General features: G+C 39.4%; 17 protein-coding genes. 5 read left to right on the top strand and 12 right to left on the bottom strand.

The features are described from left to right. Position 1: 1 nt before the first annotated feature. The 6 genes from dapE to OCI93_RS11425 all read right to left on the bottom strand — a co-directional run bounded on the left by dapE (position 2) and on the right by OCI93_RS11425 (position 5,833). Positions 2–1,144 carry a succinyl-diaminopimelate desuccinylase gene (gene dapE, locus OCI93_RS11450; RefSeq protein ID WP_261626452.1) on the bottom strand — a complete coding sequence of 381 codons (1,143 nt, stop codon included), beginning with the start codon at positions 1,142–1,144 and terminating at the stop codon, positions 2–4. Beyond that, positions 1,141–1,488: an ArsC family reductase gene (locus OCI93_RS11445; protein ID WP_261626451.1), complete on the bottom strand. Its 348-nt coding sequence runs from the start codon at positions 1,486–1,488 to the stop codon at positions 1,141–1,143. Before OCI93_RS11445 ends, dapE begins: the two co-directional genes overlap by 4 nt. A 1-nt stretch (position 1,489) precedes the next feature. Further along, a complete protein-coding gene (locus OCI93_RS11440) occupies positions 1,490–2,008 on the bottom strand; it encodes a PTS glucose transporter subunit IIA (RefSeq protein WP_261592888.1) in 519 nt (172 codons plus the stop codon). Beyond that, positions 2,009–2,389, bottom strand: a complete 381-nt coding sequence (locus OCI93_RS11435; RefSeq protein WP_261592889.1) for an ACT domain-containing protein — start codon at positions 2,387–2,389, stop codon at positions 2,009–2,011. An 89-nt stretch (positions 2,390–2,478) separates the two neighbouring features. Beyond that, positions 2,479–4,635, bottom strand: coding sequence for a phosphate acetyltransferase (gene pta, locus OCI93_RS11430; protein WP_261626450.1), 2,157 nt, complete (start codon positions 4,633–4,635; stop codon positions 2,479–2,481). 1 nt (position 4,636) lies between these two features. Further along, positions 4,637–5,833, bottom strand: a complete 1,197-nt coding sequence (locus OCI93_RS11425; protein WP_261592891.1) for an acetate kinase — start codon at positions 5,831–5,833, stop codon at positions 4,637–4,639. Positions 5,834–5,984: 151 nt separating this feature from the next. On the opposite strand from OCI93_RS11425, the gene yfbV reads away from it, so the two are divergent. Further along, the gene (yfbV, locus tag OCI93_RS11420) at positions 5,985–6,431 is read left to right on the top strand and encodes a terminus macrodomain insulation protein YfbV (protein WP_261592892.1); all 447 of its coding nucleotides are present in this window, start codon (positions 5,985–5,987) and stop codon (positions 6,429–6,431) included. A 23-nt stretch (positions 6,432–6,454) separates the two neighbouring features. Here the strand turns inward: yfbV and rlmA are convergent, their stop codons facing one another. The 5 genes from rlmA to OCI93_RS11395 form a co-directional block, all read right to left on the bottom strand. Next, entirely contained in the window at positions 6,455–7,252 is a 798-nt protein-coding gene (gene rlmA, locus OCI93_RS11415; protein ID WP_261592893.1) for a 23S rRNA (guanine(745)-N(1))-methyltransferase, read from the bottom strand. Continuing rightward, a complete protein-coding gene (locus tag OCI93_RS11410; RefSeq protein ID WP_261592895.1) occupies positions 7,249–7,875 on the bottom strand; it encodes an energy-coupling factor ABC transporter permease in 627 nt (208 codons plus the stop codon). The genes rlmA and OCI93_RS11410 overlap by 4 nt, the downstream gene beginning before the upstream one ends. A gap of 3 nt (positions 7,876–7,878) precedes the next feature. Further along, positions 7,879–8,688, bottom strand: a complete 810-nt coding sequence (gene xthA, locus OCI93_RS11405) for an exodeoxyribonuclease III (RefSeq protein ID WP_261592896.1) — start codon at positions 8,686–8,688, stop codon at positions 7,879–7,881. 231 nt (positions 8,689–8,919) lie between these two features. Then, on the bottom strand, positions 8,920–10,056 hold the full coding sequence (locus tag OCI93_RS11400) for a porin (protein ID WP_261626449.1): 1,137 nt from the start codon (positions 10,054–10,056) through the stop codon (positions 8,920–8,922). A gap of 15 nt (positions 10,057–10,071) precedes the next feature. After that, a complete protein-coding gene (locus tag OCI93_RS11395; RefSeq protein WP_261592898.1) occupies positions 10,072–10,512 on the bottom strand; it encodes a substrate-binding domain-containing protein in 441 nt (146 codons plus the stop codon). 435 nt (positions 10,513–10,947) lie between these two features. Here OCI93_RS11395 and OCI93_RS11390 point away from each other — a divergent pair, with 435 nt between their 5' ends. After that, positions 10,948–11,382: an exonuclease III gene (locus OCI93_RS11390; protein ID WP_261592899.1), complete on the top strand. Its 435-nt coding sequence runs from the start codon at positions 10,948–10,950 to the stop codon at positions 11,380–11,382. A 79-nt stretch (positions 11,383–11,461) separates the two neighbouring features. On the opposite strand, the gene OCI93_RS11385 is transcribed toward OCI93_RS11390, so the two are convergent. Beyond that, complete coding sequence (locus OCI93_RS11385; protein WP_261592901.1) at positions 11,462–12,751, bottom strand: anti-phage deoxyguanosine triphosphatase; 1,290 nt, start codon at positions 12,749–12,751, stop codon at positions 11,462–11,464. Positions 12,752–12,955: 204 nt separating this feature from the next. Here OCI93_RS11385 and OCI93_RS11380 point away from each other — a divergent pair, with 204 nt between their 5' ends. From OCI93_RS11380 to ttcA, 3 genes are all read left to right on the top strand, one after another. Continuing rightward, entirely contained in the window at positions 12,956–13,777 is an 822-nt protein-coding gene (locus OCI93_RS11380) for a glucosaminidase domain-containing protein (RefSeq protein WP_261592903.1), read from the top strand. Beyond that, a complete protein-coding gene (locus tag OCI93_RS11375; protein ID WP_261592905.1) occupies positions 13,767–14,429 on the top strand; it encodes a DUF2987 domain-containing protein in 663 nt (220 codons plus the stop codon). The genes OCI93_RS11380 and OCI93_RS11375 overlap by 11 nt, the downstream gene beginning before the upstream one ends. A 528-nt stretch (positions 14,430–14,957) precedes the next feature. Further along, positions 14,958–15,827, top strand: coding sequence for a tRNA 2-thiocytidine(32) synthetase TtcA (gene ttcA / locus OCI93_RS11370; protein ID WP_261592906.1), 870 nt, complete (start codon positions 14,958–14,960; stop codon positions 15,825–15,827). Positions 15,828–16,459 lie beyond the last annotated feature (632 nt).

The raw sequence follows: 16,459 nt of genomic DNA, 5'->3' as shown, positions 1-16,459 counted from the left end.
CTCAAGTCAGCAGTTTTTCTAATATGCGTTCATAAATAAGCGCAAGATTATCTAAATCTTCGATGCTCACACATTCATTTACTTGGTGAATTGTAGCGTTAAGGGGCCCAAGTTCGATCACTTTAGCACCAGTTTGAGCAATAAAGCGTCCATCAGAGGTACCACCAGAAGTTTCTGCAGTACTAATTGTACCTGTTATTTCTTCAATCGCAGATAGGGTGACATCCAGTAAAGGGCCTGGTTCGGTCAAAAATGGTAGGCCATTTAAAGTCCATTCTAATTCATATTCAAGTTGGTGTGCTTGAAGAATATTATTTACTTTGGTTTTTAACTCATCGGCTGTGACCTCAGTGCTAAAGCGAAAGTTAAACTGCACGTATAACTCACCTGGAATAACATTCCCAGCGCCTGTGCCACCTTGAATGTTAGATATTTGAAAACTAGTTGCAGGGAAGTATTCGTTGCCATTATCCCAAGTTGTTTCACTCAGTTGTGCCAGCGCAGGCGACGCTTTATGTATTGGGTTATTTGCCAAGTGAGGGTAGGCTACATGGCCTTGTTTACCTTGGACTGTTAAGTGCCCAGTTAAGGAGCCTCTACGTCCATTTTTTACCACGTCGCCAAGGTGCGCTCGTGATGAAGGCTCACCGACCAAGCACATGTCTATCTTTTCATTTCGGGCTTGTAATAAATCAACAATACGGGTCGTACCGTTGATAAATGGACCTTCTTCATCAGAGGTAATTAAAAATGAAATTGACCCATTGTGGTTTGGGTGTTTAGTGAGGAATCGTTCCGTAGCCACAAGCATTGCAGCTAATGAGCCTTTCATATCTGCAGCACCTCGGCCATGAAGCATTCCGTTATAGATTTGCCCATCGAACGGTGGGTATTGCCATGTTGACTCGTCACCTGTGGGTACAACGTCAGTATGCCCAGCAAAGCAAAAATGAGGCTCTATGGTCCCTTTTCTTGCCCATGTATTTAACGTATCGACAAAAAAGTGCTCTTCGATATTAAACCCCAGAGCACTAAGGCGTTTGTTCATTATGTCTTGGCATCCAGCATCTTCTGGGGTCACTGAAGGGCGTTGGATTAGCGCTCTAGCAAGTGTAATGACTTCACTTAAGTGACTGTCATTCATAGAGAAAAAATCCCTTGGTACTGTTCTTTTTTAAAACCAAGGTGATAGTGATCTTGATGTACCAGAATAGGACGTTTAATCATGGCAGGAGCGTCTAACAATAATTTTTTTGCACTTTGTTCATTGAGCGTTTGTTTTTGCTCATCGCTTAAGGCACGGTAAGTTGTACCCCGTTTATTGAGCACATTTTCCCAGCCTAATTGCATAAAGAAAGTGTCAATTAAAGCCTCATTGATGCCATCTTTTCGATAGTCGTGGAAAGTAAAATCAATGTTATTGTCGGTGAGTAACTTCTTCGCTTTTTTTATTGTATCGCAGTTTGGAATACCGTACATGATGGTCATATTACTGGCCCTGTGGTGATTGTTTTTTGGTAATGGATAAGAGTGGATCTTGTCCTGCACTCACTTGTTTTAAAGGATAATAACATGGTCCGAGCTTATCTGCATTGAGCACGATGAGTGTTCCTAATATTTTTTGCTGTGATGATGGTAGGTCGAAATAAGCGAGAATTTCACCTTGCTCAATGTGCTTTTTACCAAATGCATTGATGGCTTGTTGGCCAAGTGTATTATATTCGTTTGGCAAGTGAACATGGACCATGAGTTTTAAGCCATTATCAGCAACGATAATAAATTCACAACCCTTGCGTTTTATTTGTTCGATAGTACCTGATATGGGAGATGTTACTTTATTACCTGTCATCTCTACACAGACTCCTCTACCTAACATACTTGTTGCAAGTAAGGTCTCTGGATGTACGCTCAGAGGGTAAACTTTGCCAGTGAATGGGCTGGCAAGATTCATCAAAAGATGCTCAACAGAGGCGATTGGGGCGTAGTCTACTGATTTAGAAAATTGCATTTATAAAACCAAATATCCATCTTTTTTGAGTGCTTTGATAGCTGCATCGATTTGTTGTTGTTTAACTAAAATGTAATCGGTATCGTAGGTAGATACCGAGAAAATTGATATTTGCGCCTTGGCAAGTACACCTGATATATTTGCCATAATCCCTGTTAGAGAAAATCCTAACGGACCAATTACTTCAAGTGCTTTCCAATCTCCTTCAGCAGCAAAACTATCTAATTGAATGTTGCTTGGACAAACAACAGACAATTCATCTTCGGTTTTAGCAATGAAAAAAATATTGGCATTAACAACCGCACTGGGAATAGCGGCATCACAATCTAAACTATGTATCGTAAATGTTTGATTGAGTAACTGTAGCGTTTGTTTTGACACGCTCTACCTCTATCCAATAAGTTTGCTTAAAATCAGTATAGCCAAGAGTTTTTAAAGACACCCTCAAAAAACGCTCAGCTAATCAATGGTTACTTTAGTTGATCTATAATTTGCTGAGCTTGTATTGCGGTAAGCGCAATAGTATATACAATGTCATCCACTAACGCGCCGCGACTCAAGTCATTTACTGGTTTTCGCATACCCTGAAGCATAGGACCAATACTAATGAGCTCTGCACTTCTTTGTACTGCTTTATAGGTTGTATTACCAGTATTTAAATCTGGAAATACAAAGACTGTTGCTTTACCCGCAACTTTGCTGTTGGGTGCTTTTTTCTTGGCAACATTTTCCATAATCGCAGCGTCATATTGTAAAGGACCATCAATATCGAGGTCAGGTCTTTTTTGCTGTGCTAATTGAGTGGCTTCACGCACCTTATCAACGTCAGCACCTTGACCGGATGTACCTGTGCTGTAGCTGATCATAGCAACACGCGGATCAATCCCAAAAGCCGCTGCTGAATCTGCAGACTGAATGGCAATATCAGCAAGTTGTTCGGCCGTTGGATCTGGATTGATTGCACAATCGCCATAAACTAAGACTTGATCTGGTAAAAGCATAAAGAACACTGAACTAACTAAAGATGAACCAGGTGCCGTTTTGATAAGCTGTAACGAGGGACGAATAGTATTCGCCGTGGTGTTTACTGCGCCCGATACAAGGCCATCTACTTCATTTTGTGCCAGCATCATAGTACCCAGTACCACGTTATCTTGTAATTGTTCATGAGCAACAACTTCTGTCAAACCTTTGCCTTTGCGCAGTTCAACCATAGGGGCAATGTAATTATCAATATGGTGCTGAGGCTCTAAAATTGTTACATTTTCGTTAAGTTCAACACCTTGTTGTGCTGCAATGCGTTCAATTTCTTCGCGCTCGCCCAGTAGTATCGTTTTCGCGATACCTCGCTGACCGCAAATTGCAGCTGCTTTAATTGTTCTCGGTTCATTGCCCTCTGGAAGTACAATGGTTTTATCGGCTTTACGGGCCAAGTCAGTTAATAAATAGCGAAATGCGGGTGGTGAAAGTTTACGTGTCTTAGCGACTCCAATTGCCAGTTCATTAAGCCAATCAGAGTCAATATGGTTGGCGTTGTGCTGCTTTACTTTATCAATGCGCTGGTCATCATCACTGGGTACTTCCATATTGAAATTATGTAAAAGCAAAGATGTTCGCCAAGTGTCTGCATTTGTTGCCAAAATCGGTAGGCCTGTTTGCATCGCTTGTTCACATAAAGTCATGATGCGAGGTTCTGGCTTAAAGCCACCAGTTAATAATATAGCACCTAGTTTGGTTCCATTCATAGCAGATAAACAGGCCGCTACCAACACATCAGAGCGGTCCCCAGGGGTAACCAGCAGAGCACCAGGTGTGAAATGATTCAATATATTTGATACAGTTCTTGCACAAAAAGTGACACGGCGTAAACGTCGATGTTCCATATCACCACTATTGATTACTTCTGCTTTTAGATAATTGCTTAAATCGATTACCCGTGGTGCAACGAGGTCAAAATCCCAAGGTATGCTGCCAAGTAACATAAATGGGTGTTTACGAAAGATAGGTAAAGATGCGAGACGGTTTATTTCGTTTTCTAACGCATCAGGGTCATGTTGTTCGACAAGATCAGCACGAGCGCGGCCTTGTTCATCGAGCGGCGCATTTACTTTGTTGAAAATACAGCCCAGTACACGAGCGTGATTAACTGTACCATAATTTCCAGCTGCGATTTCTAGGCGGTCTTCTAATTGTTCATTGTTGTCATTGCCCGGTGTCAGCACAAACACAATATCAGCGCCAAGCGTTTGTGCTATCTCTCTGTTTACACGTCCAGCATAGGGTTGTAAGCGTGTCGGCACCATGCCTTCAATAATGGCTACTTCGTCATCAGCGATGGCACTTTCAAAGCGCTCTACTATTTCTTCAAGTAAGTCATCACCTTTGCCATCTCCTATCATTTGTTCTGCGTAACTAAGCTCGAAAGGCATTGGAGGGTTAACGGCAGAGCCTTGTTGCACAATGACAGTTGATTTTTCAGGGCCATGCTCGTCTTTTCGAGGTTGTGCAATTGGTTTGAAAAAATTCACTTTAACTGCTTTTTGTTCCAATGCTCTGACAAGCCCCACCGAAACAGAAGTTAGGCCTACACCCGTTGATATAGGGATAAGCATAATACGACGTCCCATATTATAGCTCCTGTGCAATGGCAGCGGAGTCGGTTGCTATTACCAACTCCTCATTGGTTGGAATTACAATAGCACAGGGCTTACTTGAGGTGGTGATCACCCCTTGTTGGCCAAAACGTGCAGCTAGGTTTTTATCATCATCCAGTTGCAGCCCTAAAAAACTAAGCCCAGAGACAACTTTGGCGCGGATAGTATTGGAGTTTTCACCTATTCCACCGGTAAAAATAAGTGCATCAAGTCCGCCAAGTGGCACGGCAAACGCCGCGATCTGTTTTGCTAAACGATAACAAAATATATCTAAGGCAAGTTGTGCTTGTTCATGGCCATTTGCAGCGGCTTCTTCAATTGTTCGACAGTCGTTAGATAATTCACTGATGCCTTGGAGACCACTTTGTTTATTTAAGAGTAAGTCTATTTGAGTGGGTGAATATTTTAGCTGATTTACTAAAAAGGTAAAAATACCAGGGTCGATATCGCCACTACGAGTGCCCATAACCAAGCCTTCAAGTGGTGTTAAACCCATGCTGGTGTCAACTGACTGACCATTTTTTATAGCTGCTACTGAGCAACCGTTACCTAAATGCGCACTCACAATGCGTGAGTTTTGTTGATCTAACGCTAAAACTTTGTGGGCTTGGGTCGATACATAGTAATGGCTGGTACCATGAAAGCCATAACGGCGAATACCGTGCTCTTTGTAAAGTGAATATGGTAAAGCATATAAAAATGCCTGTGGTGGCATTGTTTGATGAAACGCGGTATCAAAAACAGCAACTTGTGGTAATGAAGAGAATGCAGCTTGCGCGGCTTCAATGCCAAGTAAATTAGCTGGGTTGTGCAGTGGTGCTAAGGTACTGGTTTGTTTTATTGCATTCAACACACCTTTTGTGATTAGTACGGAATGTGTAAAGTGTTCTCCGCCGTGCACGACTCGATGACCTATGGCTATTAGGTGCTTATCTAGTCCGAGTTTTTTTACTAGCTCAACTAGCTGAGCAATGGCTACTTGGTGTGCATCACCATGATTAAGTGTGATCGTTTGTTTTGTGCCATCGTATTTGTATTTTATAAGCGGCTGTTGTTCAGCAAGACACTCAGCAAGACCAGAAAGTACTTCTGAACCAGATTGAACATCAATGATGGCAAATTTGAGACTTGAACTACCACAGTTTAAAACCAGAACATGGGAAGATGACATAATGACTTTCCGTTTTGACAATAACAGTAAACACGTATTAAGCTTACAGCATAGTGGCGAATAAGCTACGTGCTAGAAAAATGGCTAATTGACTTAATTATTAGCAATTTTACCCGATTTTTTATTTAAAAGTTAGCACCTAGGAGTGATGATGCAAAAAAGTCTTATTTCACAAGTGCAGCTTGGACGCCAATACGCAAAGGAATGGCCAATGCGCAAAGAGCTAGCGCCAGTGTTTGCAGAATTTAGAGTTATTAAGGCAACGGAAATATCGTTGTCAGTTATGCCGATGCTGGCAATTTTTACGGTGTTTTTTCAAACCAGTCAGCTAGGAATGCAATATTTGCCTCAGGCAATTGCAGTCGCGTTGTTTTTTTTATCATTACCAGTTCAGGGATTGTTATGGTTAGGCAAACGTAGTGAAACGCCGCTTAACCCATCACTTTACTCATGGTATAACGAGCTATACCATAAAATGGTTGCAAATGGTTATGATAGCCCTATGGCTTCTAGAAAGCCGCGATACCAAGATTTAGCTAAATTATTATCTGATATGTTCAATAAAATGGACAAGGCGTTTACCAAAGAGCAGTTTTAGATAAACTGCTCTTTGCTTTATTATTACGCGACTTTAAATTCGCTAAGATAAAATGACAGCGTTACGGTGTGCGACGCAGATTTATGTAGCATTTCGTAGTGACTGTCTTTGAATTTCCATGCAAATGGTGTCATTTGTATGAGTTTTTCAATCGTATTTGTCTCAATTGTATGTTGGGTTTCAAGCAATGTATGATTGTGTAAAACAAATCCTTGTGGTGCTTTTGTGGCGTCATGCACTTGCACATCATCATAAATATGTTCTTTTAACTCAAATAAGTGCCTAGGTCCTGGACTAACAATAAGTAAAGTACCATCATTAGCGCATAATCGATGTAATTCATCTGAAAAGATGGGGGCAAATACGCTCAGTAGCACATCTGCTGATTGTTTCTTTAGCGGTGCTTGTTTAATTGAAGCTACACTAAAATTGACGTTTTTATAGCGTTTTGCAGCATATTTTATGGCTGATTTAGAGATATCAACCCCGTAAATTTGTGCGTTCACTTTGTTGGCAATAGCGTGAGTATAAAACCCCTCGCCACAGCCTAAATCAAGTACAGTGTTTGGCTTGTATGATGCAATTAATTCAACGATTGCTTGTTGTAAAAATACATAGTGATCTGTTGCAAAAAATGCTCGACGCGCCTGCACCATAGGCAAATTGTCACCAGGTTGCTTTGACTTTTTGTGTTGTACTGGTAGCAGGTTGATGTAACCTTCCTTTGCAAAATCAAATTGATGATGATTTTCACAACATAGGCTTTGATTATGTTGCACGAGTGCCTGAGCGCACAAAGGGCACTGATACAGTAAAGTCATTTATTTAGATATTCCTGATCGTAAAATGTTTTAACCCAATGAGGGCGATAGGTGATAAGTAATGTGATTAACATACCGTTTAACATCGCTTCTGGAAACCACATAATAACGGCATAAAATACATAATTCTCTTGTAATGTGATCAGATCATACAGGCCAAGTAGATAAAAGTAACCACCACTGATAATTATTTTTGCTGCACCAACAGCCCCTGCACACAAAAATGCGCAGACAAAAATATAAACAAAAAAATGCTTAGGTAAAAAATGGTAACATAATAGGTATAGGTTGTAGCTTAAAAAAATAGGAATAAAAGCTGTAAAGATTAAAAGTTCTGGTAGTTGCGTGGCGGTTAGGGCTGTAAAACCGACAAGTAGCAAGCCGGCTAATAGCGCACTTAAACAAGCAAGTCGCCAGCCCATGATTAGTGTGGCAGCAGTAACACCTAATATATGGATGTTTAGGTGTTCTAATATACCTGCTTTTATTTGCCATAACAGCGCTAGGCAAAGTGCACAGGCAAATACACCGGTTTGTCGTGCAGGGCGACTGAGCAAAGCATAATAGGTTTGCTTGTTCAGTGTAGCGGCAAATAATACCGCTGCGATGAGAGTAAGCCACATAATCTAAATGTTGAAAGTTGCCCAAATAGGCGCATGATCAGAAGGTTTTTCAATACTTCTCAACTCATAATCAATGTCGCTTTCAACGCAATCTTGCATTAGGCTTTCGGTTGCTAAAATTACATCTATACGCAGTCCTCTATTATCATCAAAACCACGTGAACGGTAATCAAACCATGAATATTGCTGGGTATCTTCAGGCTTTAGCACTCTAAATGTATCTTTTAGGCCCCAAGATAAGAGTGTATCTAACCATTGACGTTCTTCTGGTTGGAAAGAACACTTACCCGTTTTTAACCAACGTTTACGGTTAGCTTCTCCGATACCTATATCTAAATCAGTAGGAGAAATATTGATGTCTCCCATTACTACAAGTGCTTGCTGGTTGTCACAATATGTATTTAAGTGAGTCATCAGATCAGTATAGAATTGGCGCTTATAAGGAAATTTTGTCTCATGGCTGATATTGTCGCCTTGCGGAAAATACCCGTTCATGACAGTCACCTCTTTCCCTAAAGGGCTGTCAAAAGTCCCCATAATCATCCTTTTTTGTGACTCTTCAGTGTCGCTCAAAAATCCTTTTTGAATATGTTTTGCCGGCACTTTAGATAATAATGCAACGCCATAATGCGCTTTTTGACCGTGAAAATAAACGTGATAGCCCATCGCTTTCACATCTTCCAAGGGAAATGCTTCATCATGTACTTTTATTTCTTGAAGGCCAATTACATCGGGTTGATGCTTATCGATGATTGCCTGTAGCTGGTGTAATCTGGCACGAAGTCCATTGATATTAAAAGAGATAACTTTCATTTATTATAACTACCTTATGATGATGTCGTTGTCATTGGCACTATTAAGGAGCAAAGCACGAGTTTTAGTGCATGCTTATGACAATAAAAACTAAGCAGTTTAATAATATCACTCATTTAATGTCAGCTAAATATTAGATATCGCGAATTGAAGTTGTATATAGCTTACAGTCTTGGTGAAAATTAAAAACGCCACATACAAAGTGTGGCGTTTTAGGATATTTATATAGCATTAAAATACAAAGTCTACACCCATGGTGATGGTGCGAGAATCTCCATGGTATGCCCAGCCCCCAGCTTTGTCTCCTTGGTCTACAAATTTATCATATTGTATTTTAAAGGCGGCGGTTGGTAAAAAATTATATCTTAAGCCGATACCAAGCATATAGTGCTCCTCAAGATCTTCAGTGGGCACTTTAGTTCTTTCATGATCTGCTTTAGAGTAAGAAATATAGGGTTGGTAATCTTCCCAGTTATATACAAGAGATAGCAAGTATGTCGGAAATTCGGTGCCTACATCGTCGTCGTAATCAACAAAGTTCCAGTCAAATAACAAGGTGAACTTATCCAAAGAGATATTACCACCCAATCCAATAAAGGTTTGTGAAAAGGGGGTATAAGGGTCAATGCTGCCATCTTGTTGTATTGTTTCTCGGTCGCGATCATTTTGGAAATAAACAAACCGTAGGTCGAAATTATCACCTGAAATATTCCAATTCATCCCAGCTATATCTGTCCAAAATTCATTGACCGTTCTTGCAGAACCACCGTACAGTTTGTTGTAGTAGAGCATTTCGACATTGTCGTCTGAATATTCGTTACCATAAAATACAGTGATGGTATTGGAGTAATCACCTAGCTCAAAGTCATACATTGCATGCACGCCATTGAATTGCGTAACCTGCCACCAATAAAGGTTGGCCGGTGGGCGCATCCAAGGGTAGGCATAGCCAACTTCTGAAAACTCAGAAAAGTAATACATAGGTATGTTACGCCGACCAGCCATGAGAGTTAGGTTGTCGGTGGGCTTATAGGTTACATAATACCAATCAAACTCGGGCTCAAAGTCATCGACACCTTTGGCAACCAACTGAGCCGTAGCGCTAAAATTCTCAGCTAGGTCCATTGTCGCTTGAACAGCAAAAATAGATTCGGCTTTAAACGTAATGTCATTTTTATACTGGCCTACATCATAAAAGTCAGCAGTGAGAATTTCATCTCTAGTTTGTCCAGGGTTTAATGGATCATCAACTGTACCGAGTGTTTTTCCCGCTATAATAGAGCCGTATCCACCGATCCGCATATCGGCAAATACACAAGTAGAAACTAACATCGCGATGCTTGAAGAGACGGTTATTAATTTTTTCATATTTATACACCCTACTTAAAATGTTGCCACAACTTTGACTGCGTCTGAGGCCGCACTTGCATCAACATATGCAATTGCATCTGGATTTGAGGATACGGTGGCAATAACTTCGCTGGCTGAGTCCATCTCTTGTGGGGGAGTGCCTTTTCCTGTAAATAAAATTTTGGACCAATAAGCTTTAACTTGACTACTCGATTTACCGATGACTTTAGTATTAAATTCATCGGTTACTGGGTCTTTAGCGCTCGTGCTGATTAATATTGCAGAGCGACCATTAGAAAAAGACTTTGCCTTACCTAAAAAAATTTTTTTAATGGTTGATTGGTCGAAAGAAGATGTATTGCTTGGATGGACAACAATTGCCACCTCGGCATAGGCATTTGAAATATTAAGTAAACCGATAGTGGATACTGCCAGAATAACTTTCCACGTTACTTTTTTTACAGGCCATAACATAGCGAGTTCCTTATGTGGTTAGAGAGTCATAAATTATGTTGGATAACAAAATTAAAAATAGTCTGTGCGGTGAGTTAAGCAAGTATTTGTAGATAAAAAGTAAATTATGTATTTAGCGTTTAAATGGATTGAACTGTAAAGGTATTTTTAACAACAGCGGTTCAGCTAAGTGAAAATTCCTTTTTAAGGTAACTACAGTGATTGTCAGTATTATTTTTAGGATTTATGGACAGTTTTTCGCTTTTTGGCAGATAGCAAAGTAGGTTAATTATAAAGCAGATATTGTAAAACTATGAACAGTTGTTAGCGTGGCACGATGAATATTTTACATAGATGTAAATAGTCTATTAAATGAGCTTTTTAGGGGGTTTTAATCATTTACAATAAAAAAACTGGTTATATAATGCGCGCAAATTCGTTCAAATTGGGTATATTATGTTTAAGTTATTATCACTAGTTGTTGCACTCTCTACTGTTACTTCTGTTTCTGCGCAGGTTGAATATATGCCTAGTAATGCATCAGCAGAATCTAAGATTTGTGTTATTGCAGCCCAACACGGACTCAGCGCTGCGCGTACACAAGCGAAAAAGCATGGCATTTTTATCTCACGTTTTTCACAATCATTAACTTGTAATGGTCAAGATATTCGTGAAATGGCGCAACAAGCTAACAACGTGGCTGTAGAGTCTGTTGAAAAGAAAATAGCATTGGTTGCAAAAACGTCGTCTGCAGAGACGGAGCTTTGTATTAAAGCGGCTAAAAATGGCTTAGCAAGTATTGCGTTACATGGTCATAAAGCACGTAGCCTACGTTGTAATAACATACCCGTTACTGAGTTTGTTAAACAGTATGGCAAGACAGCGATATAATTTTATGCACCTAGTGCGAAATTATTAGCTCATCAGCTGTATTATAAAACGCCAAGTTATATTACTTGGCGTTTTGCTTTTATTCACTTGCAAACAATCGTTTGTGAGTTCTGCGTGCATGCTCATCTGTCATTGCGCTTAAATAATCTGCTAGAATGCGCATCTGCATGTTTTCAGTCTGAGCAAGTTGATATTGTTCTTGTGCTGTATAAGGCAGTAGCCTCATTGGATCGCTGGCCAATGCCCGAAATAAGTCAATGAGAAGGTTTTGCCCACTAAACTCAATTTGCTGCATTTTTGGTTCTCTTATCAGGCGCTCAAACACAAACACTTTTAAAATGCTCAGTATTTGAGCAAACTCAGCCTCTAATGTAACACTGTATCTTAGTAATGGAGATTCAAAGTCAGGGCTTTGAGTTGCTAAGGCACTGTGGACGATAAATAAGTTCACTAATTCACCAATGGCATCTTTACGTAAAGCTTCATCTCTTGAGAAAAGTCGCTGTGTAAGCTGTGGTAAATTTTGCTTGAGCCAAGGAGAGCAAAGTGCAGCTAGTTTAGGTTCAGCATACTGTGTCCAATCAGCATGGGTTAGAGTATCAGTTGCTATTGCATCTTCTAAATCATGCACAGCATAGGCAATATCATCTGCTAACTCCATGATTGCGCAATCCAAAGACTTAAATTGTGTTTTGCAACGATACTTGTCAATAGCTTGATGCTGTTGTAATAAAGATTGGTCAGTTGCAGAAAAGGGCGAAATAATCCAATCAAATACGTCTTGATCGCACCGATAAACCCCTTTTACTGGCAGCCAATCATTTGCTTTAATAAAACGTTGATTTGTGTCGTGTATGGGTTTGTTAAACCACATTGTGTCAATAATGCCAGGGTACTTAACAAACCCTAATAATGTGCGGCGGGTTAAGTTCATGCCAAACCCTTTACTGTAAGGTTCGAGTTTTGAGACGATTCTTAACGTTTGTGCATTGCCCTCAAAGCCCCCGTTATCTTTCATTAGATAATTGAGTGCTGTTTCTCCTCCATGGCCAAAGGGAGGGTGGCCTATATCATGTGCTAAACATAACGTTTCTATCAGGCTAGTCGATGGAAAGTGCAAAAACTCTGGGTTTTGGATTTTTAAATGCCTTAGCAAGCCACTACCTATTTGCGAGACTTCCAGTGAGTGTGTTAAGCGGGTTCGATAAAAGTCGTTAACACCGATACTCATAATCTGTGTTTTAGCTTGTAAGCGACGAAACGCGGCAGCATGAATAATTCTTGAACGGTCAACTTGCCATGGCGACCGATTGTCATTTGGACGGTGTTTATGTTGCTGAGATAAGCGTTGTTGCCAAACTGTTTGCATTGTTGCTCCGTATTGAACTGACCTATACTTTCACTTGTGAAATTAACAGAAATTCGCGTTTAATTATCAGTTTAAGTATAATCTATCGTTAATTTATACGTAAAAATATAGCGTTGTGTGCTTGTATACCGATACTAGCAAGCTGGCTCGGTAACATATAGTCTAACAATGGAGCTGACTGGTACATAACCCAAGAGGAAATGCATGCAAATCAGAATTATCAAATTAGTTATATTATTAGTATCTATATGGGCGCTAAGCTATCCCTTTGTATATCAACCGACATCAGGGCAAACCTCACAAGGTGATGTACAGCATAAGCAACCAACCAAGTTAAAAGTGGTTGAAAAGCCACTTCATAATGTAAAGCTACCAGCGTTTGCCAGTATTAATGATGTTAAAGAAAAGAAAAAGCGTTTTTTTGATTTTATAAAGCCCCATGTTGTGGCAGAAAATAAGTCAATAAAACAGCATCGTGCTACTTTGGAAATTGCGTTGATGATGTTACAGGTTGATGACAATTTAACGAAAGCCCAGCTAAGAAAAATAAATACAATTTTTAACTATTATCGCTTAGACAGCAGCACATTATCTGTTGCGTCTTTGCAGGAAGCATTAATGCATGTTGATATTATTCCAAAAGAACTCGCGTTGATGCAAGCTGCCAATGAGTCAGCTTGGGGCACATCTCGTTTTGCACGTATTGGTCTGAATTTTTTCGGTCAATGGTGCTATAAAAAAGGGTGCGGTATGGTGCCAAAACACAGAGACTCTGATGCCGCTCACGAAGTTGCTGCGTTTAAATCTGTACGAGCGGCAGTTAAGTCTTATTTTCGAAATATTAATACACATGATGCATACAGCCAACTACGCGAAAAACGAGCGCAGTTAAGAGCACAAAAACTGCCGATTGAAGCGACAGTCCTAACACAAGGGCTTATTGCATATTCCGAACGCGGAGATGCTTATGTGGAAGAACTTAACGACATGATACGTCATAACAAGGACTACTTTGATGCTAACTAAGAGTATTGTTTTGGTATCAGTATTACTGAGTCTGTTTGGCACAGTCAGTGCTAAAGAATTTGTGGTATCTTACGATGGGTTTTTCGATCGTTTAAAAGTACTCGAAAAAGGCAACTTTGAGTTTGCGCGTGTTAATTTTTATGTGGTTGATATTGCAACCCTAGCACCTTGCCAAATTGCTAAGGGTGAGATTATTACTGAAAACTCCAGCGCTCCATTAACTTTCACACCTGACGCGCAACTGTTACTGCCTTATGATAAGCAATTAGATAAAGACAAGGCAATTGTCGTAATTGAGCCGAAAAACCCTAAACATGACTGCCAACTTAAGTTTCAGATTGAGGCCGAACACTTTAGTGTTGAAAACCTGAATACCGCTGATTTATATCAGCTTCACATCGAGTTTGACGAGTTGCTATCTGATTTGTCTGGCTTTTTTGTTAGCAAATTAATGGGCTTTTTATTACCAGAACAAAAAGGGGTGAAGGTTGTGTTTAATGCCCCAATTAATTTTGTTAATGAGCAAATTCAGTGTAGTGAAAATATATGTACGTTTGAGGTAAGCGAGTCTTGGCAAGCTCAGAATGAGACATTGTTAAGTCATCATGCCAACATACAAATTGAGCAGGTGACACCTTGGATTGAAAAGTAAATGGCTCCCAAGCTTAGTTATCACATTAAGCTTGGGAATATTGAGGTTCTTAATTGTTTAGCAAGTGCTACAAAAATTGGCGTTTAGACGTTGGTAACATCAATAAATAATGATTCGTCGATATTGATTGGTGATATCACTGCCTCACTAAATTCATACTCTGCACGTTCACCTATATATAACATTGCAAATGCATTTTTTCCTTATATTCAATAAACTACCTTGTTATAGCTGGATAAAAAGGTTAAGGCCTTTATAAATTATTAGATTGTTTCCTTGTTTGGTAATTTCATAGGTTACACTTTTCTAGTTATTTTAAGCTATTGATTATGTGAGCAGATAATGAAAACCATTGAAAGTCCAACTCTAAACTATGCTAGAAGGAAGAAATAGTAGTTTTATAAAAAGGTTTATTTTTGTAAAATATAGCGCTTAATTAGATGTTAGATGCTACATAGCGCCGAATTGTGGCTGTAACGACTTTAAAGTAATAATTGCTCTTTTATAGGAGCATAGGATTTTCATTAGATGACCACTGAACTACCTAACAACCAACTGAAACTTCAAAAACGCTTACGAGGCCTAACAGGCAAAGCTGTAATAGACTTTGATATGATTGAAGAAGGTGACAGAGTGATGGCGGCTATATCCGGTGGCAAAGACAGTTTTGTGATGCTGGATATTCTACTGCACCTTAAACGTGTTGCTCCGATCAATTTTGATGTGGTTGCTGTTAACCTAGATCAAAAACAACCTGGCTTTCCTGATCATATTCTTCCTGAATATTTAGAAAAAAAAGGGATCGACTACTACATTATAGATAAAGACACCTATTCAATTGTGAAAGAAAAAGTTCCAGAGGGTAAAACGACTTGCTCACTTTGCTCTAGACTTCGCAGAGGCTCGTTGTATACCTTTGCCGAAGAGATAAATGCAACAAAGATTGCTCTGGGCCATCACATGGACGATGCTGTCGAAACACTTTTAATGAATATGTTCAACAATGGTAAAATCAAGTCAATGCCACCAAAGTTGCTGAGTGATGATAAACGAAACATTGTTATTAGACCATTGATTTACTGTCGTGAAAAGGATATCGAACAATATGCAGAAGTCTGTCAATTCCCAATAATTCCATGTAACTTATGTGGCTCACAGGAAAACCTACAGCGAAAGGTAATAAAAGGAATGCTTACCGATTGGGATAAAACTAATTCAGGACGCGTGGAAAGTATTTTTAACAGCATTCAAAATGTAAGCCCCTCTCAACTAGCGGACAAAGGCTTATTTAATTTTTCAGAATTGTCTATCAACCGCTCAGGAAATAGAGCCAAATATGATTTCCAAGGGCCAGAGGTATCTCATTCGAACCTAATTGAAATGTTTTACAAAGTATAAGCACTTGAAACTGCAAGTTCTCTTATAGTAAATGGTTGTTTGTCATCGTGATAGACTGTCACATTGCATAATAAATATTAATCTTAGGTTGTTCTCTTTACATATCACATGATGAGCAATACATCCCAAAACCGCTAATATTTCTTACACTTGAAGTAATCCGGATAGCGTTTGGCTATTCGCATTACTTCAGATCAATGCAACCTGTAACCCCACTTATCAAGGTGATCATCGATCAAAACAACGAACTTTTATACGTAATCCATTAAATGGGCATACTTTTTTGAGGGCGAGTGTAGGGTATGGTTTAACACTTAGCGTAGTCTTCTCTTTTGACTGTCTTATCATCCTGATAATTATTAACCAGAGTATTTAGGTGAATAAGACAACGGAATTAGGTTTGTTTTCACACATCACTATCAAACACTATGCATCAACAAAAAGTTATTTGTTGTTACGTACTTCTGCATATTGCAATTGGTTATTGTTTATTCCAAACAGTATAAATCATTTTTGAATTTAATAATTTTTGAATATTTGCTTTGTTATTACATTGATAACAGAGTCTAGCGGTTTTATTTGAGCTAGCAAAAAACGCACTTTGGGTGGCTCAATATAAAGATACAGTCATA

Source organism: Pseudoalteromonas holothuriae, assembly GCF_945859825.1.
Taxonomy (GTDB): Bacteria; Pseudomonadota; Gammaproteobacteria; order Enterobacterales; family Alteromonadaceae; genus Pseudoalteromonas; species Pseudoalteromonas holothuriae.
Note: the sequence above shows the minus strand (reverse complement) of the source record. Positions and strands in the feature narration are given on the sequence as shown.